We start from the raw sequence: 22,503 nt of genomic DNA, 5'->3' as shown, positions 1-22,503 counted from the left end.
GGGCGGAGCTGTCGACCTGGTCCTCGGCGAGGGCGAGCCGGTATCCGGTCGGCGTGCTGACCAGGACGTCGGCACCCAACTGCGCTCGCGCCCTGGACACGAGGACCTGCAGCGCCTTCCCCGGCCGCTCAGGAGTCTCGTCCGGCCACAGCCCTGCCACCAGCCGCTCGCTGCTGCAGCCCGTGCGCAAGTCCCTCGCGAGCAGCGCGAGGAGGGCGCGCAGCCGGGGCGCGGTGACCTCCTGTGCGCGATAGGCGACGCGCGGAAGCAGGGTCAGGTCGGTGGTCACCCGTGCAGAGTAGTCGGACCTGGGACGGCGTCTCATGCACGCCTCTTGCGCGCCGTATCGATAGCGGGCGCATGTCCGGGAAGGGCATGCGGGCCACGCTTCCAAGGCGGGGTGGAGTCGTTGGCGCACTCACTGCCACGTACTGCCGCAGGTCGCGCCGGGTAAGGCGGTGCGTAGGCGCCCGGACATCACCGGACGATCAACCAGATGCCGCTCGGTAGGGCCACCACCCCGGCCGCCGCGAGCACGGTCCCGCCGAGGCGGAGGGTCCACACAGGGGCGGGGATGGTGGGCGGGAAGTGGTTGCCCCGGGAGCGATCCACGAGGCGTTGATGGAACCAGCCGGACCCCGCCCGGCTCGCGAGGGCGATCCCCGCAGGAATCGCGATGAACGACCACAGGAGGGCGAACCAGCCCGACGACGGAGGATTGGCACCATGCTGTGCCGCAAGGGTGATCATGTGGGGCGTGTACCCCGAGGTCGCGGAATGAGGGCCTTCCACTTGACTGGCAAGGGCAACGGCCCGGTGCCCCGGCTCCACGGGCAACTGTTGTCCTGTCCGCCGGCAAACGCCCCTGAGCCCGTAGGCCCTTATTGTGACGGACCGTCATGTCAGCTCGGCCCACGGCACGTTGAGTGCGCAGGGGCGCCTCCGGCCGGGCCGGGACACGGGGGCTTTCGGCCATCGCCCTGCGCCCGGGGGCTGCATCAGTCAGGATGTCCACGGCTTCGAGGGCGCCGAAGAACCGGGGGTGGGGGCGATGGCGGCTGCGCGACCGGGCCTGGCGATCTTCCTCGCCGCGAAGGCGGCGTCGGACGTCGGGTACGCGCTGGACTTCGTCTGCCTGTCGGTGTTCGTCTGGGAGCGCACCGGCTCCGCACTGGCCACCGGGCTGGTCAGCGTCGCCCTCTACGCAGGCGCGATCCTCGGCGGGCAGGCGGGCAACCGCTACGGGCGCGCCTGGAACCGGCGCGGGGTGATGATCGGCGCCGACGCCCTCCGGATGGCGGTTCTGGTGGTGCTCGCGGTACTGCCGGCGGGGGCGCAGCTGGCTTGGCTCTATCCGGTGGTGTTCTTCCTGGGAGTCGGGCGGTCGGTGTTCGAGGGCACGTTGGCGGCGGCGACGCCGGTGCTGGCCGGTCCTCGGGTGCAGACCGTCAACAGCCTGCTGGCCGGGCTCAAGGGGATCGCGTTCGTGGTGGGGATGGGCGCGGCCACGGTGGTCGTGCCGGTCCTCGGCTACCGGGGGGTGTTCGCGCTCGACGCCGGAACGTACGCGCTGTCCGGGGTGGTGCTGTGCGCGCTGCGGCTGCCGCTGCGGGAGGCGGCGCCCGTGCCGCCGGCGGCTGCCGGGGCGGCCGACCGGGGATCCGGTCGGCCGACGTGGCCGCTGCTGGTGCTGACCGCGGTGGCACCGCTGGTGGTGCTGCGCGGGTTCGACGCGTTCGGCAGCTCCTCGCAGCAGGTGGGACTGCCCATCCTGGGCAGCCGGTTGCGGCCGGACGCGCCGGAGCTGTTCGCCGGCACCATGTGGAGCGTCTGGGCGGTGGGGCTGTTCCTGGCCGGGTTCGTGCTGCGACCGATGGCCACCCAGGTCGTGGCGCGGGCTCCCGCGAGGGTGTTCTGCCTGTCGACCATCGTCATGTCCCTCGGGTTCATCGGGGTGTTCTGGCTGCCGGGTTGGTGGCCGCGGCTGCTGGCGGCGCTGGTCGCGGGGGTGGGCGACGCGTTCAGCGAGATCACGTTCAAGCAGGCCCTGCAGCAGCTCCCGGACGAGGAGCGCGGGCAGGCGTTCGGCTTCTGCCAGATCGTCGTCAACGGCGGTCTGATGGCGGGGCTGGCGGTGACGAGTGTGGCCCTGACCCCGGATCTGGCGGCCCGCTGGGTGCTGCTGCTGCACGGCCTGCCGATCCTGCTGGCCGGATGGCTGGTGCTGACCTCCCAGCCGGGCCGCCGACTGCAGGAGCAGCAGGAACAGGAGCAGCCCACATGAGCGCCGACGACCGGGCCGCGCAGGCGCCGCGCGCCTACCTCGACCACGCCGGGCTCGGCCTGCTGCGCACCCCGGCCGTCGACGCGATGCGCGGCGCGCTGGACGAGGTCTATCCGTACGGCAGCGCCCGGATGGGGCGGATCTTCCCGGCTCGGGCGGCGGCCCGAACGACCGCCGCCCGCCTGCTGGAGTGCTCCCCCGACGAGGTGGCGCTGGTGCCCAACACCTCCACCGGCCTGCACCTGGTGGCCGACGGGCTGCGCTGGGCGCCCGGCGACGAGGTGGTGGTCTTCGACCGGGACTTCCCCGCCAACGTGCACCCCTGGCGGGCCCTGGTGGAGCGGGCGGGAGTGCGGCTGCGGTGGGTTCCGATGCGCCGCGGCGGCTACGAGCTCGACGACGTCGCCGCCGCGATCAAGCCCTCCACCCGGCTGATCGCGGCCAGTCACGTCAACTTCGCGACCGGCTTCCGGCTCGACCTGGACGTGCTCTGCGCGCTGGCCGCCCCGGTGGGCGCGCTGGTGTGCGTGGACGCCGTGCAGGGGTTGGGCGCGCTGCCGCTGTCGACGGCCGCCACCCCGGTGGACTTCGTCGCCGCCGGAGCGCACAAGTGGCTGGGCGGCCCGCCGGGCACCGGCCTGTTCTACTGCCGGTCCGCACGGCTGCCGTTGCTGCGTTCGGTCCCCGCGGGCTGGTTCGGCTACGACGGGGCCAACGACATGCTCAGCAAGGGGCCGGGGCACTTCCGCTACGACCTGCCCCTGCGGTCCGGTGCCGGCCGCGTGGAAGGCGGCATGTACGACGTGCTGGGCATGGTGGGGCTGTCGGCCGCGCTGGACGAACTGGCGCGGGTGGGCATCGGGGCGGTGGCGGAGCGGATCGGGTTGCTGACCGGGCGGTTGCGCGAGGGGCTGGCCGCGAGGGGCTGCCGGGTCGAGTCGCCTGCGGGTGAGGGCGCGGGTCGGTGGGCGGTTGGTGCAGGAGCTGGCGGCGCACGGCATCCACGTGTCGTACCCGGACGGCATGATCCGGGTCTCGCCGCACTACTGGACGGCCGACGAGGAGATCGATGTGCTGCTCGACACCTTGGCCGGACCGCCCACCCGCTCGCACCCCCGTCGGTGAGCAAGGGCTTGGCAGCAACTGCCCAACGTCTTGCGGCCGTTGACGGGTCGTGCGAGAAAGGATCCGTACTCGCACAAACGGGTGCGGGTCTTCCTGCAACGGAGGGGGTTCCTGATGGAGAAGGAATACGAGAGCTGGGAGCAGCTCGAGGACGAGGTCGAGGTCACGACCGGCGCGGCCGACTGCTGGACCTGTCTGATCGACGCCGGCGCCTGACCGTCGTCCCGCACACCACGCTCCCCGCGGTCGCGCCCTGTGCGGCCGCGGGGAGACCTTCTCTTCCCCGGGGGCTGCAGTGGAACGGTGGCGGTTCAGCCACGGCGTGGTCGGCGTCAACGCTCCCAGCTGGTTGACGTTCGAGGTGCACCGTCCGTATTTCGACGGTGCCGACTCCCCGCTGGCCGAGATCCAGGCCCGTGCGCCGCTGCTGGCCGCCCGCCGCTTCGACCAGCGCGCCGCGACCGCCCTGCGGTTCGGAATGAACATGCCCGCCGGCTACCGCCGGCTGCTGATCGAGGAATCGCGGTTGCGCGCCTACCGGGCCGTCGCTCCCACCGACCTGCCCCCACACCTGGCTTCGGCGTCCTGGACCCGGCTGACGCGGGCGTACGCGCGCCGGGACGGACTCGACCCGGTCGACCGGGCCACGCTGGCCCAGTGGCTGGTGGCCGTGTGCCTACCCGCGGCGGTGCTGGAGGTGGTGCCGGCCGATCTGGATCCGGTGCGCTGCCGCGACGAGGTCGAGGCCACCGTGCAGGCCGCACGGGCCTCCGCGCTGTTCCAGGCCGAGGGTCTGTCCGAGCGCACCGCAGCGGCCTTCCGGGTGCTGACCGAGGACCCGCCGGACACGTTGTGCCACGCCCAGGCCGCCGGATCCTGGGGCTACCTGCTGGCCCGGCACGCCGATGACGACGCGGCGGCCCCTGATCTGGCCCGTCAGGCGCGGGAACTGCTGGCGCGGGCGGCGGGCGGCCGCACCCCGTTCGAGTGCGCGATCGCGGCGGTCCGGCTGGACCTGCGCGAGGCCATGCGCGCCGAACGCGAGCGGGACTTCGACGGCGCCGCGACGCTGCTGGCCGCGTCGGACGCCTCGCTGGCACCGCTGGCCCCGGCCGGCCCGGAGGACGAACTGCTCCTGCTGGAGGCGCGGCGCCGGCTGATCGACCGCCGGCTGGAGATCGCGGTCCGCCGCGAGGACGTCGCGGGCGAGCAGCGGGCGCTGGCCGAGGGCATCGCCCTGGACCCCTACTCGATCAAGATCCGGATGCAGGCCGCGCAGGCGGAGCAACGGGCGGGCCGGCCCGACCGGGCACTGGCCGGCTACCTGCACGCCGCCCGGCTGGGTCCGCTGGGCACCGGTTTCGCACTGGTGGCCGCGGCCGAGTGCGCCCGGCAGGCCGGCCACCAGGAGTTCGCTCTGCTGCTCGCGGAGCGCGCCTTCCGGGCCGCGCCGCGCTCGGCCAGGACCGCGCAACTGCTCGCCGACGGCTACGCCCGAGCCGGCGAGGAGCCGCTGGCCGAGGTGGCACGCCGGGCCGGGCGCCGCCCGGACCGGCCCGCGTACCAGAACAACTGGCACTATCAGATGTACGCGTCCTACTTCAATCTGGGCGAGTCCCGCTCGCCGAACCTGTACGCCGCCCTGCCCACACTCGCCCATCAGCACGCCGCGGCGGGCAGCGCCCCGGACATCACCTACCAGCGCCTGATGCCGCCGGCGTTCCGCGGCAACCTGGTGCGCGAGTCCGGGCTCGCGGAGTTCGCCGTGACCCATCCGGCAGAACTGCCCGAGCACCTGCGCACCCCTGCCTGGGAGCAACTGTGCGGATGGCTCGACACGTTCGAGGCGGCGGACCCGGCCCGCCGGCTGCTCACCTCGGCCCTGCTCTTCCGGCTCGGCTTCGGCCGGCTGGTGCTCGACCTCATCCCGTCGCGTCCCGCCGCCGAACTGTCGGGGGCGGCCGAGTTGCGGCTGCACCACTGGCGCGACCTGGTGCGCTACGTGGGGTCGATCGGCGGCGGGCGCCAGCAGGTGGCCGCCCCCACCACCTCCTTCGACATCGCCCGGCACCCCGACTGCCCGTTGCGGCTGCGGTTCGTGATCGCGGTGTTCGCCGTGGTCTTCCACGCGCGGGAGACGAAGTCGCTGGACGAGGCACTGGCGTGGCGGGCCACCGCCGAGCAGGCCCTGGCCGAATTGCTGGCGGACCCCGACTGCACCCCCCTGGACCGGCTGATGCTGGAGAGCAGGTTCTACCGCAGCGTCACCTACGTGCCGTTCCTGCAGCGTGACGAGGAGCGGCTGGTCGCGGAGATGGACCGGGCCGAGGAACTGGCCAGGGCGGTCACGTCGGCCACACCGTACGAGGAGTTCCTGCGGCGCGAGAACCTGCGCGCCTGCTTGGAGAGCCGCTCCAAGGAAGCGCTGGGCCTCGGTCGCCACGACCTCGCCCACCAGCGGATCACCGAGGTGATCGCCCTCGACCCGTACGAGCCCAAGAGCCATATCGAGCTCGCCGAATCCCTCGTACGCCAGGGCCGGCACCGGGAGGCCGCCGACGCCTACCTGCGCGCCGCCCGCCTCGGGCCCACCTCGACGGCCATGAGCTACGGCCTGGCCGGCGAGTGCCTGGCCACGGCCGGGCTGCCGGAACTGGCCGGGGACTGCTTCATCCAGTCGCTGCGCATCGACCCGTACGCCGCATCGTCCGCCCGCGGATGGGCAGCCACCGGCGGCGACGACACGATGGGGGCGCTGGGCCGGGAGTACCGCGACGGCCTGGAAGCGTGGGCCGCGGCACGCCGCCAGGCCAGGACCGAGACCCGCGACGGGAGGACGGAGGTCCGGGCGACGCCTGCGGCGGACGTGCGGGCAGCGGTCGGCGTCAGCGGATCGACGGGCACCGGCCCTGGCAACCGGTCCTGATGCGCTGGTCCCTGACGGAACAGGCCCGGGCCGGCACCGACGCGGTGGTCGTGCCCGCCTTCGCGGACCAGCTGAAACACGTGCCCGCGGCCGACTTCGTGGCCGCCTGCGGTTTCACCGGCCGCCCCGGCGAGGTGCTCCGGCTGCCCGGCGCGGCAGGCGGACCCGCGCAGGTGATCCTCGGCTTCGGAACCGCCGCCGCCCTGGACGACGACACGATCCGGCACGCGACCGCCCGACTGGCCCGTGCGGTGCGCGGGTTCGGGCGGCTGGGCCTCGCGCTGCCCGCGCCCGACGGGCGAGCGCCCGGCCCGACGGCGGTGCGCGCCGCCGTCGAAGGATTCCTCCTCGGCGGCTACCGCTTCACCCGCCACAAGTCCGCACCGGGCGGTCCGAGCGGGCCTGAGCACGTCGACCTGCTCCTGCCGGACGGCGGCGGGGCGGCCGGGCTCACCGCGCTGGACGAGGGCCGGCGGCTCGGCGCCGCCACCTTGCTGGCCAGGGACCTGGTCAACGAGCCCGGTCAGGACCTCACTCCCGCGCTGTTCGCCGAGCGGGCGGCCGCGGTCGCGGCCGACAGCGGGCTGCGGTGCGAGGTGTGGGACGAGGAGCGCATCACCGCCGAACGCCTCGGCGGGCTGCTCGCCGTCGCCCGCGGCTCCTTGCGCCCGCCACGCCTGGTGAAGCTGACCTACCGGCCGGACCGGCCGACGGGCCGGTACGCGCTGATCGGCAAGGGCGTCACCTTCGACGCGGGCGGGCTGTCCCTCAAACCCAGCGCGGAAATGCTCACCATGAAGGCGGACATGGCCGGCGCGGCCGCCGTGCTCGGTGCGATGTCGGTACTGGCCGGGTTGAACTGCGGCACACAGGTCGACGCCTGGCTGCCCCTGACGGAGAACATGCCCAACGGCGACCCGGTCCGCATCGGTGACGTGCTGCGGATGCGCGGAGGCCGCACGGTCGAGGTGCGCAACGCCGACGCCGAGGGCCGACTGATCCTGGCCGACACCCTGACCCTGGCCGGCGAGTGCAGGCCGGACGCGATGATCGATGTGGCCACCTTGACGGACGCCGCCCCCATCGCCCTGGGCCGGAAGATCGCCGCCGTGATGGGCACCGACGACGCCCTCGTGGACCGGGTGCGGGAAGCCGCCGGGCGGGCCGGCGAGCCGGTCTGGCCGCTGCCGCTGTCCGACCGCTACCGCTGGCAGTTGGAGTCCCCGATTGCCGACCTGGTCAACTACACCATCGGCAACCGGCACGGCACCGCACTGCTGGCCGGTCTGTTCCTGCGCGAGTTCGTCCCACCCGGCGTCCCCTGGGCCCACCTGGACATCCAGGGCACCGCGCTGTGCGACGCCGAGGACGGCGAGTGGGTGCGGGGCGCCACCGGCTTCGGCGTACGCACCCTGGCCGCCCTGGTCCGCGAACCGTTCGCGTCGCCCCGTTGATCCGCTACCAGTAGGCGTGGCCCGCTCCTGCGCGGCACCCGCGCGGGCCGGCGGAGGTCAGCGGCCGGCGGGACCCGGGTGAGCGGCCAGCGCTGCCTCGAGGTTGCGGTGGCACCGGATGTCCGGGTCGCCGGCGCGGGGGGTGAAGGCGGCGTTGTCGACGGGCACCCCGGCCAGTTCCAACGAGCGCCCCTGCTCGGCCAGGCGCCCTGCCGCCGCCGCCAGCGTCTCCTGTCCCCCCTCGGACCAGCCCTGCAGACCGGTCAGATCCACGATCAAAGTGCCCTGGCCGCGGGTCAGAGCCCAGCCGACGGCCCCGGCGAATCGGGGGCAGGCCTGTTCACCGAGGAACCCCGACAATGACAGGAGGCCTACGCCGGGCCGGTTCTCGTAGTGCCACTGGATCGTCATAAGCCCTCGGCTCTCTGCTGGATATATCTATTGGATAGAAGGTCAGGGGTTCCGGCCGCCGCATCGCAGCGGTTCTTCCACCCGTTCTTCGCCACGGGTTCCCGGGCCTGTGGCGGCGACCGGCGCACCCCGAGCAACTTCTCTCCCACTCCGTTCCGACCCGCCCAACGTAGTACGTCCGCCGACTTCGTACCGCGGCTTTGTCCGAGCCGAACAGTGAATCGCCAATAGGTCATCAAAACCGGTCTCGGCGCCGATCGCAGCGGAGCCCGTGTCCGTCAACCGTCGCCCGGCGGCCGCCCCTTGAACGTTCTGTCGAGGACCGATCTGACGGGCGAATCCCATCATGGGAGGTCACCGGCCCTGCCGACCCCGCACGGCCGGGCTCGTCGTCGACGAATCCCCTGCCTCGGCACCGGGGGTCGAATTCGGAACACATCGGCAAATGACGCGGAGGCCGCTTCCCCGACAGTTCGGGACGTGCCGAAGTGATCCTTTCCTTCGCGCCTGCCCCGTGATCTTCCGGAGTTCCGCGTACCGGCCGGCTTTCTCGAATCGCGTCCACCTGCTCCACCGGGGCCGCTATGCTGAACTTCGCAAACGCTGCATAAATGCGGGGGGAGTTATCGTGGTGGACTTGGAAGGCATTCCGGTTCAGGTGGAAATGCCAACGGGCCAGTTGGTATGGGTGAGACTCAGCACCTCCGGGCTCGCGGAGACCTCCGAGTACGACGACGGCGACTCCGACTACGACGTGGACCCGGGCCGCGCCCAGGACACCGGCGGCCGCCCCTGGATCCGGCAGCGGCCGTCCGATCCGGAAGCCCCGGGATCAGTCGCCGACTCCCCCCGCCTCAGCGGGTTCACCGAGGCCATCGGCGGCATCGCGCAGAGCGTGTGGTCCAGCCTGCGCAGCGTGCGGCCCGACACCGTGGAGATCGAGTTCGGTCTGGACATCGACGCTTCGACCGGTCAGGCGGTGAGCCTGATCGCGGATGTGCACGCCAACTCGTCGGTCAAGGTGAAGCTCGGGTGGGACGCCAGGGACCGGATGCCGGGGGCCGCCCCTTTCGCGGACGACGAGTCGACAGCGTCGCCCCCGGCCGAAGGAGAACGGACGGCGGCGGCCGGCGCAGGGCAGGCGTAGCCGACGACAGGGCGGAGAAGGCCCTCACGGCGGGGGTCGCGCGCCGTGACGGCTGACGGCTCGAACCTTCTGGACGTGGACATCCCGTCCTTCTGCGAATACGCCGTCGTAGCGGTTCTGGAGCCGGGGCGGCAGGGCGAACTCCTGGGAACGGGCTTCTACATCACCCCGGATCTGGTGCTGACCTGCGCTCACGTCCTCAACGGCCGGCGCCGGGTCAGGATCAGGAACGACACGGTCGATGTGCGGGGGGTCGTCGAGCTCGCGGTGCCCGAACGCAGTCCCGCCGATCTGCCGTGGGGTCGTCCGGACCTGGCCCTGATCCGGGTGCCGCGCCGTGACGACCGCGGGAAGGGTGGTGTGGTCTGGCTGGAACTGGGGCCGGACTATCGCATCGAGGCGGCGGAGTGGTTCCTCGACTGGGGGTACGACAAGGTCGGCCTGGACCAGGTGTCCTGCGGCGACCGGACGTTCAGGGCCGCTGGGCGACGCATGGCGCGCCGCTCGCTCGATGTGATCGAAGTGACCGGCGACTCCGTCCCCAAGTTCCGGTCCGGTTCGCCCGTGATCGACAAGGCGACCGGCCGCGTGGTCGGCGTCATGAAAGCGTCCCGGGCTCCCAACGACGGCAAGGGCGGCTATGTGATCCCGCTCCAAAGGTGGTTGACCGAGGCGCTCGGTGGGCGAGCCGACAAGGTGATCGGCGACCACGACCGTTTCCACGCCCGTGACCGGGTGTGGCCGGCGGCGTGCGCACTGGTGCTTCCCCCGCCCCGGCCCGAAGCCGTCAGTGGGCGCCCGCTGCTCGAAGTCGTCCTGCTGGACCTGCTCGCCGACGCCAGGACGGTCCTGTCCGACGAGCAGCAGGCCGATCTCGTCGAACCCCTGGTCCGGGGGCGTCTGCTGGCAAGAGGCACTTCCCTGCGCGATGCCCTGCTCACGCTGGCCGGCCAGACGGCGCCGAACGCGGTCAATCCGCATGAACTGCTGGTGTTCTTCGACCGCTTCGCGGCGACCGTGCGTGCGGAGCTCGGGCCGCGATGGTCCCAGGACGCGGCCAAGTGGATCCAGGAGTGTGCCGACGCGCTGGGACACGGCAGCAGGTGGCAGGCACACCTGCGGCACGCAGCGACCTTGGACGAGGGTGCCGAGGAGCCCGCCGGGGGCTATCCCGTGCTGCGCGTCCACGTCCAGCCCACGCTCCAGCGGTCCGGCGGGTACGACGTCAGCGTACGTCTCCACCACGCCATCGAGGAGGAGGCGGCGGAGCCGGAACAGGGGCCGTCGGAGCCGGTCGACCGGGCCGCCCTGTGGCCATTGCTCAGAGAGCTGCTGCCCAAGTCGATCGCGAGCCTGCCCCGGCGCGCGTCGACCGTCCTGGACCTCATCGCCCCGATGGACCTGCTCAACGAGCCGGTCCACGCCTGGCACATACCCGGCCACGGGGTGCTCGGGCACCTGCTCCCCGTGGTCGTCCGATCCCAGGAGCGCTGGCAGGAGGAGGAGTTCGCGCCGAGCCGGGAAGCGCTGCGCGACATCTGGTCGCGCACCGCCGCGTCCGCGGCTCCGATCCAGTGGCTGATGTGCGACGGCACGGCGGACCCGGACGCCCGCGGAGGCGACGGCGCCCGACGGGCGGCTCGCGGCGGGTCCGACGCGGACCGGAGCGGCACCTGCGGTGTCGCGCTCGGCATGACCAATCCGCCGACCTTCAAGAACCCGCGCTCGTGCGCATGGCTGCGAGCGGCGGTGCAAGAGGGCCTTCCGGTGCTGGTGTGGCACGCCGATGGTTGCCGCACACGGCACGACCCGGGCAGCATGGAACCGGTGAAGTGCTCCGGCCTCATGTTCCGGGACCGGTTCGAATCAACGTTGAACGGAACCCGATTGATCGACCTACCGAGAAGGCTGTTCGAGTTACGGGCCGAGGCGCGGGAGCGCATCGCCGACGAGATCGTCCTGTTCTGGGACGACGCCGACCGCCCCTACCGGGAGCCCCTCCTCGAAGAGCCGGCCTATCCCGAGGTGGTATGAGATGGCAGACTGGTGGATCTTCAAAGGCGAGGGCGCCCCGCACAACGGAATCGCGGCCCTGCCCGAGCCGATGAGATCACGTGCGTTCGACGGCGCCCCGCTCGTTCCGGCGCAGTGGGCCGAGGACCGTTCGGCGCGCGCCCACCTGGGCATCGTCGACGTGCACGAGTCCCTGCTGCTGAGCGAGACCGATCTCGACCTGATCAACGCGGCGATCTACTGGCGCCGCCCCCTCCTGGTGACCGGAAAGCCCGGCAGCGGCAAGTCATCACTGGCCTACGCCATCGCCCGTGAACTCTCGCTCGGCACGGTGCTCCAATGGGGCATCACCAGCCGGTCGACCCTGCGCGAGGGGCTCTACAGCTACGACGCGCTCGCCCGTCTGGAGGAGACCAACCTCCGCCGTCTGGAGGAGCGCGGTCCGGCGGCGTCGAACATCGGCGACTACATCCGTCTCGGCCCGCTCGGCAGCGCTCTGCTCCCGCACGACCGGCCCCGTGTGCTGCTGATCGACGAGATCGACAAGAGCGACATCGATCTGCCCAACGACCTCCTGCACGCCTTCGAGGACGGCGAGTTCGAGATAGAGGAGCTGGTGCGCCTGCGGGATGCGGGAAGCCTGGTGCCGGTCGGGGTGACGGGAGGAACCCAGCCGGTCGATGTGGTCGCGGGCCGGGTCCGGTGCAGCGCGTTCCCGATCGTCGTGCTGACGGACAACGGGGAGCGCGAGTTCCCGGCGGCTTTTCTGCGCCGCTGTGTCCGCCTCAGGCTGGAGGAGCCCGGTGCGGAGCGCCTGGCACGCATCGTCGCGGCCCATCTGGGGGCGGATGTCGCGGATGCGAGCCGGGACCTGATCGAGGCCTTCCTTCACAAGCGCAGCGAGGGCACGGTCGCCACGGACCAACTGCTCGGCGCGGTCTATCTCGCGAGCGCGGCAGCTCTCGGCACCGGCGACCGCGAGGAGTTGGCGGATCTCATCCTCGCGCCCCTGGATCCGGTTCGGTGAACGCCGACGCGCCCCGGGCGGACAGCCTCGTGCGGTTCGCCGAGGCGATCGCGCCCTCCGGGCTGAACGCGCGGGAGATCGCCGAGGCGCTGTGGCTCGCTGCCCATGTGCAGGGTCTGGGGACGGGTGCCGCGGCCGGGACGGAGGCGCGGGACGACCCTCCGCCGGCGGGCGCCGAGGCGGTTCGGGCCGCTGCCGAGCGACAGGCACCGGCCAGGACCCGCAGGCGGCTGCCGGTCCGCTCGGCGCGGGACGGCTCGGCGCACCGGCCAGGACACCCCAGGAACCCGCAGGAGGGTCCGGCCGGAGTTCCCGTCCGGATTCCGGCCCCCAGCGGCTCGGACGCGCAGATGATCGGCCGGGCGCTGCGCCGATTACGCGAACGGCCCACCCCCGGCCCGTTGTGGGGACCACTCGACGAAGCGGCCACAGCGGACCGGGCGGCGCTGTCGGGGATCTGCTGGCCGGTCCCGGAACGGCTGCGACCGCGGCGGGCCACGGCGGCGCTCCTGGTCGACAGCTCCGTGTCCATGGAGTTGTGGAGAGATCTGGCCGCCGATCTGGAGGCCGGCCTCGCGCTGAGCGGGGCCTTTCGCACGGTCCACGCCTGGTCCTTCTACCAGCGGGACGGACGGGCACGGATCACCTCCCGCCATCGGGCCCACGCCGCGGAGCAGGCTGTAGAACTGCTGCACGACCCCAGTAGTCGCTCGGTGGTGCTGATCCTGACGGACGGCGTCTCCGCGCTCTGGCACAGCGGCGTCGGCGCCGCAGCCGCCGCGGCACTGTCCGCGCACTGCCCCGTCGCCGTCATCGAACCCCTTCCGCACCGGCTCTGGCGCCGGACGGGATTGCGTGTGCAATCGGCTCCGCTGGTCTCGGTACCGCTGGGTTCGGCCGGGTGTCTGCTGGCGATCCGGGGCGACGGGGCGGCGCGTGCGGTAGCCGTGCCGGTGCTCCAGCCGGAACTGCCGTGGTTCGCCGGTTGGTCGAACCTGGTGTCGGGGCGGTCCACGTCCGCTCGGCAGGCGGTCGTCGGCCTGCGCCCGGCGGCCCCGACGGGACGGGCGGGCTCCGAACGGCCGACCCGGCCCGGAGAACCCGCCGTGGCCGTCGCCTCCGGCCGCCAGGTACTGCGGCGCTTCGAGTCGATGGCGAGCGCGACCGCGTGCGACCTCGCGGCGGCACTCTCGTTGGTGCCGCTCAGCCTGCCGGTGATGCGGGCGGTGCTGACGCTCTGCTTCCCGTCGGGCAGTACGGTGCATCTCGCCGAGGTGGTCACGGGCGGGCTGATGCACCGCGCCGGTGGCCGGCGGTCACCGGGCTCGGCCCCGGCGTTCCAATGGCTCCCGGGCGTTCGCGAGGAATTGCGCCGCAGACTGACCGCGAGCCGTGAACTCGAGGTACTCGACGCACTCTCCCACTATCTCGACCAGGATCTCGGTATGGGGATCGGCTCTCGCGAATACCAGGCGGTGATGCCCCTTCCGGAACTGCGGTCGGGCGGCCGGACCATCGGCGCAGGGGAACTCATCGCCCACGTATCACCGGAGACGGCGCGCCGTCTGTTGAAACGTATTCCGGCCTCCGATAGTGTCCTGACCGGCCACCCCCACATGACAAATGACGAGTTGTCGGAGCAGCTGGGAGAGCGAGTCGAACGCGCGGAAGTGAGCGGGCGGGAAATCGAGATCGAAACGGCAATCGAATCCGCGCGGCACGTGATGGCCGCTCTGCCGGACCGGAACTCACGTCACTGGACGGGGGTCAGGGATCTTGCCCGGATGCTGGTTCTCCGCTGGCGTACCAGCAGCGAACTCGACGACCTGGACGAGGCCGTGTTCGTCCTGCGCAGCCACCTCGAGTCCGCCGAGCCGGGACTCCCGGGCACCGGCGAATGCCTCGGTATCCTCGCCGACGTGCTCCTGACGCGGTTCGGGGCCACTTCGGCCCCCGACAACCTGGACGACTCCATCAGCGTGCGCCGGTCGGCGATCACAGCCCTGCTCCCGTTCGGCACGAACGTCGCCGAACAGCGGGTTCTGCTCGCGGAGACGCTGCTGACCCAGTATGGGCTGACCGGAACGGCGTTGCCGCTCTACGAAGCGGTGGACCTGCTCGCCGACCTGGAACCCGTGGAGCGGCTCGAACCCCAGTTGCGCATCAGCGTCCGATTCACCCTGGCCCGATGTCTCGACGCCATGAGCCGAACCACTCGCACGGAGGACGACATCGCTGCCGCGGATCGTCAACTGCTCACCCTCCTGCCGGATCTCGCACTGGTGGCCGCCGCCTCCGCGGTGGCGATCCGCCAGGCATTCACGTCGAGAGTGGACTTCCTGATGCGCACCGGAAGAAAACCTTCCGCCGACATTCTGAACACTGCGCTCGAACGAGAACTCGAACATCTACCCAGTAATTGGGGGCGCGTCAACGACAATCGGACTTCTCACAATTGAGGACCCTTTCGGCAGCATTATTGTACGCGGACCGGCATGATGGAAGCATTGGGCCGGCATCACCGACTGCGACCGTGGCTGGACCGGAGCGGCGCGAGTGATCGCCGGGCAGACGAAGCGGGGGACGCGCTGTGAACGAGAGCACAGGTATGGACTGCAGGCTGGCAGCAGCAGTCGATGCCGCCCTGGCCGCCGGCCTGGACGCGGAACCGTCAGCGCTCGGATACGCGCTGAGACGGCTCAAAGCGGAGCGGGGCGGCGCACCCCAACGTGTCGTCGCCTGGGAATCCTGTCTCCTGCCGCCGCCGCCCGCCCTGGAGCAGTTACGGGGCACGTCGTGACCGCACGACCCGACGGAGCCGAAGTGGCGCACTGGCCCGGCGGACTGCGGCAGTTCGTGCTGAAGATGCACTCACGGTGCAATCTCTCCTGCGACTACTGCTACGTCTATCAGGCCGCGGACCAGAGCTGGCGTACCAAGCCGACCACGATGAGTCCCGCCGTCATCGACCAGGCGGCCGCCCGTATCGGGGCCCATGTCGCCGAGCAGCGGCCCGACTGGATCGAAGTCGTGCTGCACGGCGGCGAACCCCTGCTCGCGGGCACTGCGGCGATCGCCCACGCCGTCACCGCGGTGCGCGCGGCCGTACCCGCGACGACCCGGGTGCGATTCCTGATGCAGACGAACGCGGTGCTTCTCACCCGGTCGACACTGGACTTCCTGGAACAGCTGGACGTGCGGATCGCCGTCAGTCTTGACGGCGACGCCCACGCCCATGATCGGCACCGCCGCTTCCCGAACGGCGATGGCAGCTACGCCGCCGCCTCGGCCGGCCTCGGCCTGCTGACCTCCGCGCGCTACCGTCATCTCTTCGTCGGGCTGCTCAGTGTCGTCGACCTGGAGACCGATCCGCTGGAGACCTACGCGGCACTCGCCGCCTGGCAGCCGCCCGACATCGGCTTCCTGCTCCCCCACCGCACCTGGGCCGACCCCCCACCGCCCGGAGCCCGCTACGGGTCCTGGCTCGCGCGGGTCTTCGACACCTGGTACCCGACCGTCCCACGGGCAACCGGTGTGCGGATCTTCGATGAGATCATCGCGGTCTCCCTGGGTGCGCGAACGGCCACCACAGCCATCGGCGCCGGGCCGGTGCAGTACGTCACCATCGAGAGCGACGGCACCATCGAGGCCGACGACATCCTCAAGGTGGCCTACCCCGGTGCACCCGCGACCGGACTCAACATCGCGGTGGACGACCTGAACGCCTTCATCCACAGCGAGGCCATACGCCGACGGGCACCAGGAACCGAAGCACTGTGCCCACAGTGCCGGGAGTGCCGGATCGTCAAGGTCTGCGGTGGCGGCGCCTACCCGCACCGTTACCGGCCCGGGTCGGCCTTCGACAACCCCTCCGCCTACTGCGACGACCTCGCCCTGCTGATCCGGCACGTGCAGCAAGCGATAGCCAGGCAACTCGCCGCCTGAAGGGCCCGGCCCGTGCGGCGGCAGCAGATGTGACAGCGAGAAGGGAACGAAAACAGGTGAACGTCGTGTCGGACGAATCCGCTCCAACCGTGCGCGATGTGCTCATCGTGTACTGCGAGGCCGACGACCCCTGGGCCTCATGGATCGAGGAAGCTCTCGAGGACCACGGATGCTCGGTGCACCGATCCCCATGGTCCGCCGCCTGGGCCGACCTCGACAGTGCGATCGCCGCCGGCCTCTCCGGCGCGGACTGCTGTGTCGCCGTCGTGAGCGAGGCGTTCCTGTGCACGGCGCAGCACTCCTCGGCGGAGTGGCGCTCCGCGCTCGGCGCCAGTGCGCACCTCCTGGACCGGCTGATTCCGGTGACGGTCGACCGGGCCAAGCTGCCGGAGACCCTGCCGGTCGGCATTCGCGAGGCCATCGTCGACCTCTCGGACATCGGCGAGAAGGCCGCTCGGGACAGACTGATCCCCGCGGTGGCGAAAATTCCGCCCCGCCCGCAGATCCCGGCGAGAACCCGCCGGGGAGCGGTCCGCCGACGGTTCCCCGGGGAGGAACCCGCGGTGTGGAGCGACTGGATTCCCCAGCGCAACCACCAGTTCCGCGGCCGGGACGCCGAATTGGCCCAACTGCACGAGGCTTTGTGGAACACGCCGCGCGGACCCGCCATCGTGGCGCTGACCGGGATGGGCGCCGTCGGAAAGTCCGAGATCGCCTTCGAGTACCTGTACCGCTACCGGAGCGAGTACGACGCGGTATGGCTGGTGAGGGCGACCCGGTTGGCGGTGGCACGCCAGGACCTGCTGGCCCTCGACTCGGAACTGCACTTCCTCGGCGACGAGCAGGAACACCAGGCCCGCCTCGGCGCCGCGTTGCGGTCCCTGCGCACCGATGCCGCCCAACGCCGCTGGCTGGTACTGATCGACGACGCACGGACGGCCGCGGCCGTTCTCCCGCTCCTGCCGAACTTCACCGGTCCGGTCGGGCACGTGGTGATCACCTCGACCGACCAGAACTGGCACGACGTCGCCACCAAGGTGCCGGTCGAGCCGATGGGGCAGGCCGACAGCTTCGATTTCCTCCGGTGGCGACTGTCTGACTCCGGCCTCCCTGACGACCAACTGGCCGTCCTGGCCGAGCAGTGCGGGGGGCTCCCTGCCGCGATGGAGGTCGCGTCCGCGCACCTGAGATCGTCACCGCAACCGCTGGAGGACTACCTGGAGCGACTGCGAAGCCGCCCCCTCGAACCCTTCAGCGACACACCACCCCGCTACCCCCGACCGCTCATGCAGACCTACCTGGTGGCCCTGGACAGCGTGCGTCAACGCTCCACCGCGGCGGCGCAGTTGCTGACGCTGCTCTCCTTCATGGCGAGCACGGAGATCCGGATCAGTGTCTTCAGAGGTCTTGAGGAGCTGGACGGACCCATGAGCACGACGGAACTGGCTGAGGTGATGGGCAGCCGGAACGACATCGCCGGACAGCGCGCCATGCTCGACGAGATCCGGGCCTGCTCGCTGGCGAGAATCCAACTGGCCGGCGAGGGAACGACCATCAGCATGCACCGGGTGCCGCAGGGCGTGATCGCGGAAAGCGTCCCCGAGACAGAGGCCGAGCTCCACCGTCACACGGTCCACCTGCTGCTGCGCCGACTCGACGTCGGCCGCGCACGCACGGACGACCAGTGGCAGACCATGCTCCACATCTGGCGCAATCTGGCGGCGACGCAGGCCTGGACGTGCGTCCGATGTGCGGAGGACCCCACCACGCGCGCGTTGATTCTGCACGTCAGCAGGTCCCTGATGTCATGGCGTGAGTCACGGCAGAGCGGCATCGGCCTCCAAGCGGCGCTGGAGACCTGGCTGCAGGTCATCGGCCCCGACCACAGCGACGTCCGTGAGGCAGAGCTCGACCTCGCCAATGCGCTGCGGAACCAGGGCAGGGCCACCGAATCCCTGGCCATCGACGAGGCACTCTCCCGCAGCCTGGATCGCCATCCGGACAGTCGGCCCGAGATCAGGATCCGAGTGGGGCTGAACCTCGGCGGTGATCTGCGGCGGCTGGGCCGGTACGCCGAGGCCCGGCGCGTCGACGAGCAGACCTGCGAGGACGCGGTCGGTACCTTCGGCAGCGAGGACCGGCTGTCGGAGATGGCCCGGAACAACGTGGCGGTCTCCTGCCTGTTGCTGGGTGAACCGGACCACGCGCTCGCGAAGGACGAAGTGCTGCTGTACGACCGCAGGAAGAGCCGCGGCTCGACGGACCGGGCGACGCTGGCCACCTTGATCCGGATCGCGGTGGCCCACAACGACCTGGGGAACTACCGCGACGCCGTGGAACTGCAGGAGGGGACCGCTCACCGCAGCCGCCGCCTGTTCGGGGTCGACAACCCGACGACCCTGACCGCAAGGCTGTTCCTCGCCGCGTCCCAACGCAATCTCGGCCTGTACCAGGACGCCTGGCAGACCGCACAGGACGTGGCCGAACGGGTCGAGAAACTCTTCGGATCCGAGCATCCCGAGACCGCCATGGCACTGACCGAACTGGCCAGTTGTCAACGGGAGGTCGGCCGTCTCGAACAAGCGCGTGCGACCGGGCGGCGCGCACTCGACATCTCCGTGGCCGTCAACGGAACAGCGCACCCCTCGACGGCGATCTGCGGGAACAACCTGGCGATCGTCCACTTGGCCGCAGGCCGGATCCGGGAGGCCGAGCCCCTGCTGACCGAGGCCGCCTCGATCGTGGACGCCACGTTCGACACCGACCATCGGCACCGGCTGATCGTCGGAGTCAATCTCGCGACGCTGCGCTGGGAGCAGCACGACTACGCCGAAGTGGACCGTCTGGAAGCCGAGCTCATGCCGCGGATCGCGCGAGCGAACTGCCTCAGCGAGACCCACCCGGTCTTCTTCGCCTGTACGAGCAATCGGGTCACCACCATCGAAGCACACGAACGGACGCCGAGCCGCCAGAGTTCGGCGAACCTCATGTCGAAGAAATCCGTCGACGGATTCACCCGCATCCTGGGCAGGGAGCATCCGAACACCGTGATCGCCGCCGGACGCAGCCGGCGGATCCTTCTCGCGCTGGACCCGGTGGCGGTCTGAAGCGTGATCGCCGGCCGATCTGCCCTGCTGATCTGCCCTGCCGATCTGACGACGCCCCGAAGTCGGCTCCCGGGGTGCAGTCGTCGTCCCAGGGCACGGGCCGTCGTGCCGCCCAGCCGAAAGACCGCACCGGTCCCCCAGCGTGACTGAGCGCTTCAGTCGGCGAGTCTGAACGTTGTTGCTGGCGGGCACGCTGTTCCGGGGTCCGGTTCGGCCGGAGGACTCGGTTATGTGATGAGTGCGCTGAGGGCGTCGCCGATGTACTTCGCGCCCGGGACTGCCAGGACGACGGTCATGATGGCGCCGTTGTGTTCGGCCATCCATGCTTTCCAGTCGCCGAGGATCTTCGTGGAGCGGTCGCCGGTGCTCGCGCCGCTGGAGGCGATGGACAGTGCGCCGCCGACGGCCGGGACCAGGTTCTTGGGGTTGGCGACCGCGAGTGCTGCGGCCAGGCCGGGTGTCGTTGTTGGGGGTGACCACATCGGTGTTGGCCGGGGTGAAGGGCTGGGAGTAGTGCCGGAAGGTGCCGAAGCCGCCCACGTAGCGGGGGTCGTCGCTGTCGACGGCCTGGGGGTTCATCGTGCGGTAGTTCTCCAGCAGCGCGTAGCCGTAGATCCAGCCCTGTGCGGCGGTGGCGCGGACGGTATCGGCGTCGGGAAGCGTCAAGGTCGGCCTCCAGGTAGGTGGAGATGACGGATCGGCTGCGCGGCGCAGAAGTGGCGTCGGTCGGGCTGGCCATGTCCGTGGCCGGAGAAACGAGACATCCATAAATCTTCCGTCTTGTTCCTATTGGTCGAGCATATGGTTGCAGCCCTCCAGCGGCATGCTGACGCCGCACAGGGGTGGGCACCCAAGCTGACCGCCCCGCCGGCCGTGCCGCTCAGATCCGCCGGATCGAGCAGCACTGGCCGCCGGAAGGTGCGACGCCGCTGAGGCTCCTGCAATCCCGCTCCCCGCCGGGAGAGGCCGACTAGGCCGACTCGGCGGGGTCGTGGGTGATCAGGTCTCCCGGCTGGCACTGGAGGACATCGCAGATCCGCGACAGGGTCGAGAAGCGGATGGCCTTCGCCCGCCCGTTCTTGAGGACAGACAGGTTGACGACGGTGATGCCCACTTGTGCGGACAGTTCGGTGAGCGTCATGCCGCGGTCCGCGAGGATCCGGTCGAGGTGGATCCGGATCGCGTGCAGTTCCTCTTCGGGCATCAAATGGTCCCTTCGAGGTCCTCTCGCATGCGCACACCCTCGCGCATGATCTTCCCCATGATCAGTGCGGCGAGGCCGGCGAGGACGAGCACCTGCGGCCCGGCCACCTCCGGCCCGGATCCCACGACCGGCGCCATGCTACCGACGAGCCAGGACTGCGACCAGCCGACGACCAGGCCGGCCAACGGCGTGCCCACGGCAACGAACCAGCCGAGAACGGAGAGCCGTTGCGACACCGCGTCCGTGAACGGCCCTTGCGACAGGACCGCCTTGAGCAGCCGGGAGAAGAGCAGCAGGGCGAGGGAACCGAACAGCAGCCAGGGCAGTTCACCCCCGAGGTCGGCGGCGCGCTGCCCCACGGAGGGACCGTCCTGACAGAGGCGCGAGGCGCTGCTGGACGCCTCCACGCCCTTGCCCACCGGCAGCGAGCCCGGCGCCAGTGAGGCATTGCGCCAGAAGTCCGTCTGTACGCAGACCGCCCCGTCGTCGAGCATGTGCGTGACCCCCGTGCCGACGAAGGCGAGCCCGCAGAGCACCGCCAGCGCAAAGGTCACCGAGGCCAGAATCCTCGTGAGCCGCGTGTTCATCGCACCCCTCCCCATCGATTGTCGATACGCCAGAAGAGTAGGGGGCATATCGATAATCGACAAGTCCATGGCCGCCGTCGAGACCTCCTCAAAGGCGACGTCACCTGGGGCCTGGGCCGGCTCCGACTATGGTGGTGCCGCATGACGACGCATGCCGAGATCGAGATCACCGCAGAACTGGTCCGGGTTCTGCTGGACGAGCAGCACCCCGACCTGGCCGATCGCCCCGTGCGCCTGGGTGCGCGCGGCTGGGACAACCAGCTGTGGCGGCTCGGCGACGACCTCGCTGTGCGGTTGCCGTGGGCAACGGAGCGAGCGGACACACTGCTGCGCAACGAGCACACCTGGCTGCCCTCTCTGGCTCCGCGCCTGCCCCTGCCGGTTCCCGTACCCCAGCGCCTCGGTAAGCCCTCCGAGCTGTTTCCGCGCCCTTGGCTCGTCACCACCTGGGTGCCGGGTGCGCCTGCCGACCAGGTCCCCGCGACGCGCGCCGCGGAAGCCGCCGACGCCCTCGCCGCATTCCTGACGGCTCTTCACCAACCCGCACCCGACGGGGCGCCCACCGGCGGATTCGGCCGCGGAGGGCCGCTGGCGGACCTGGCCGAGCCCTTCGCCAGGCAGCTCGCCTCTCTCACCGAACTGGGGCTGATACCCGACCCGGACGCCGTCCGCGCCGTCTGGGAGGACGCCGCCGCCGCACCCGTCTGGGCGGGCCCGGCCCTGTGGCTCCACGGAGACCTCCACCCGGCCAACATCCTCACCGAGGACGGCACCTTCTGTGGCGTGATCGACTTCGGGGACCTCTGCGCGGGCGATCCGGCCGGAGACCTCGCCGCCGCCTGGGTGCTGCTGCCGGACGGCGCCGCAGACCGCTTCCACGCCGCCTACCTGCCGTCCCCGGATGCCGCGACCCTCCGCCGCGCCCGCGGCTGGGCCGTACTGCAAGCCCTCAGCGGCATCCTCGTCGGAGACGCCGGTATCCACGGCCGCCCCGGCGGCAAGCCCACCTGGGGCCCACCCGCGCACACCGCCCTCAAGCGCCTGATCGCCACCGCCCGCCGCTGAAACAGGAGCCGCGGCTCGCGCCGCGCCGGCCTGTACTCCGGTCTCCGACCGGCGTACGGCCACCGACCTCAGACGACGGAGAAGTCGTGCAGAGCGCCGAGGCGGGTGAGGGATTCCCGGCCCGGAATGCCGTCGGCCGCGGGCCCGGAGAAGCCGCAGCGTCGCTGCCAGCCGGCATAGGCCGACTTCGTCGAGAACAAGTTGTGAC

At 71.1% G+C, this 22,503-nt stretch carries 18 protein-coding genes and 1 pseudogene; 12 read left to right on the top strand and 7 right to left on the bottom strand.

The features are described 5' to 3' along the window. Positions 1-289: pseudogene (locus O3X23_RS17125) on the bottom strand (winged helix-turn-helix domain-containing protein); the annotation flags it as partial. 188 nt (positions 290-477) lie between these two features. Next, positions 478-750, bottom strand: coding sequence for a hypothetical protein (locus O3X23_RS17120; RefSeq protein WP_269272256.1), 273 nt, complete (start codon positions 748-750; stop codon positions 478-480). A 301-nt stretch (positions 751-1,051) separates the two neighbouring features. Here O3X23_RS17120 and O3X23_RS17115 point away from each other — a divergent pair, with 301 nt between their 5' ends. Genes O3X23_RS17115 through O3X23_RS17100 form a run of 4 tightly spaced genes read left to right on the top strand, consistent with a single transcriptional unit; the run spans position 1,052 to position 7,789 of the window. Beyond that, entirely contained in the window at positions 1,052-2,284 is a 1,233-nt protein-coding gene (locus tag O3X23_RS17115; protein WP_269272255.1) for an MFS transporter, read from the top strand. Then, the gene (locus O3X23_RS17110; protein ID WP_269272254.1) at positions 2,281-3,762 is read left to right on the top strand and encodes an aminotransferase class V-fold PLP-dependent enzyme; all 1,482 of its coding nucleotides are present in this window, start codon (positions 2,281-2,283) and stop codon (positions 3,760-3,762) included. The genes O3X23_RS17115 and O3X23_RS17110 overlap by 4 nt, the downstream gene beginning before the upstream one ends. After that, on the top strand, positions 3,705-6,335 hold the full coding sequence (locus O3X23_RS17105; protein ID WP_269272253.1) for a tetratricopeptide repeat protein: 2,631 nt from the start codon (positions 3,705-3,707) through the stop codon (positions 6,333-6,335). The genes O3X23_RS17110 and O3X23_RS17105 overlap by 58 nt, the downstream gene beginning before the upstream one ends. Further along, the gene (locus tag O3X23_RS17100) at positions 6,335-7,789 is read left to right on the top strand and encodes a leucyl aminopeptidase (RefSeq protein WP_269272252.1); all 1,455 of its coding nucleotides are present in this window, start codon (positions 6,335-6,337) and stop codon (positions 7,787-7,789) included. Before O3X23_RS17105 ends, O3X23_RS17100 begins: the two co-directional genes overlap by 1 nt. Positions 7,790-7,846: 57 nt before the next feature. Here the strand turns inward: O3X23_RS17100 and O3X23_RS17095 are convergent, their stop codons facing one another. Next, positions 7,847-8,200, bottom strand: coding sequence for an STAS domain-containing protein (locus tag O3X23_RS17095; RefSeq protein WP_269272251.1), 354 nt, complete (start codon positions 8,198-8,200; stop codon positions 7,847-7,849). Positions 8,201-8,888: 688 nt separating this feature from the next. Here O3X23_RS17095 and O3X23_RS17090 point away from each other — a divergent pair. The 7 genes from O3X23_RS17090 to fxsT all read left to right on the top strand — a co-directional run bounded on the left by O3X23_RS17090 (position 8,889) and on the right by fxsT (position 19,439). Beyond that, positions 8,889-9,347, top strand: coding sequence for a CU044_2847 family protein (locus O3X23_RS17090; RefSeq protein ID WP_269272250.1), 459 nt, complete (start codon positions 8,889-8,891; stop codon positions 9,345-9,347). 45 nt (positions 9,348-9,392) lie between these two features. After that, positions 9,393-11,381 carry a VMAP-C domain-containing protein gene (locus O3X23_RS17085; RefSeq protein ID WP_269272249.1) on the top strand — a complete coding sequence of 663 codons (1,989 nt, stop codon included), beginning with the start codon at positions 9,393-9,395 and terminating at the stop codon, positions 11,379-11,381. A gap of 1 nt (position 11,382) precedes the next feature. Further along, positions 11,383-12,387, top strand: a complete 1,005-nt coding sequence (locus O3X23_RS17080; protein ID WP_269272248.1) for an AAA family ATPase — start codon at positions 11,383-11,385, stop codon at positions 12,385-12,387. Further along, positions 12,384-14,846: an SAV_2336 N-terminal domain-related protein gene (locus O3X23_RS17075; protein ID WP_269272247.1), complete on the top strand. Its 2,463-nt coding sequence runs from the start codon at positions 12,384-12,386 to the stop codon at positions 14,844-14,846. Before O3X23_RS17080 ends, O3X23_RS17075 begins: the two co-directional genes overlap by 4 nt. A 131-nt stretch (positions 14,847-14,977) precedes the next feature. After that, positions 14,978-15,187, top strand: a complete 210-nt coding sequence (locus O3X23_RS17070) for a hypothetical protein (protein ID WP_269272246.1) — start codon at positions 14,978-14,980, stop codon at positions 15,185-15,187. Further along, on the top strand, positions 15,184-16,332 hold the full coding sequence (locus tag O3X23_RS17065) for an FxsB family cyclophane-forming radical SAM/SPASM peptide maturase (RefSeq protein WP_269272245.1): 1,149 nt from the start codon (positions 15,184-15,186) through the stop codon (positions 16,330-16,332). The genes O3X23_RS17070 and O3X23_RS17065 overlap by 4 nt, the downstream gene beginning before the upstream one ends. Before the next feature lie 65 nt (positions 16,333-16,397). Further along, positions 16,398-19,439 carry an FxSxx-COOH system tetratricopeptide repeat protein gene (fxsT, locus tag O3X23_RS17060; protein ID WP_269272244.1) on the top strand — a complete coding sequence of 1,014 codons (3,042 nt, stop codon included), beginning with the start codon at positions 16,398-16,400 and terminating at the stop codon, positions 19,437-19,439. A gap of 227 nt (positions 19,440-19,666) precedes the next feature. Here fxsT and O3X23_RS17055 read toward each other — a convergent pair whose 3' ends face one another. From O3X23_RS17055 to O3X23_RS17045, 3 genes are all read right to left on the bottom strand, one after another. Continuing rightward, a complete protein-coding gene (locus tag O3X23_RS17055; protein WP_269272243.1) occupies positions 19,667-19,921 on the bottom strand; it encodes a hypothetical protein in 255 nt (84 codons plus the stop codon). Between the two features lie 488 nt (positions 19,922-20,409). Continuing rightward, on the bottom strand, positions 20,410-20,643 hold the full coding sequence (locus O3X23_RS17050; RefSeq protein ID WP_269272242.1) for a helix-turn-helix domain-containing protein: 234 nt from the start codon (positions 20,641-20,643) through the stop codon (positions 20,410-20,412). Continuing rightward, positions 20,643-21,230: a DUF2975 domain-containing protein gene (locus O3X23_RS17045; RefSeq protein WP_269272241.1), complete on the bottom strand. Its 588-nt coding sequence runs from the start codon at positions 21,228-21,230 to the stop codon at positions 20,643-20,645. The genes O3X23_RS17050 and O3X23_RS17045 overlap by 1 nt, the downstream gene beginning before the upstream one ends. Before the next feature lie 141 nt (positions 21,231-21,371). On the opposite strand from O3X23_RS17045, the gene O3X23_RS17040 reads away from it, so the two are divergent. Continuing rightward, the gene (locus tag O3X23_RS17040; protein ID WP_269272240.1) at positions 21,372-22,295 is read left to right on the top strand and encodes an aminoglycoside phosphotransferase family protein; all 924 of its coding nucleotides are present in this window, start codon (positions 21,372-21,374) and stop codon (positions 22,293-22,295) included. A 68-nt stretch (positions 22,296-22,363) separates the two neighbouring features. Here O3X23_RS17040 and O3X23_RS17035 read toward each other — a convergent pair whose 3' ends face one another. After that, positions 22,364-22,495, bottom strand: a complete 132-nt coding sequence (locus O3X23_RS17035; protein WP_269272239.1) for a hypothetical protein — start codon at positions 22,493-22,495, stop codon at positions 22,364-22,366. Positions 22,496-22,503 lie beyond the last annotated feature (8 nt).

The sequence above is a fragment of the Streptomyces sp. H39-S7 genome, from assembly GCF_027158205.1.
Lineage (GTDB): Bacteria > Actinomycetota > Actinomycetes > Streptomycetales > Streptomycetaceae > Actinacidiphila.
This window is presented reverse-complemented; position numbering and strand designations above follow the sequence as displayed.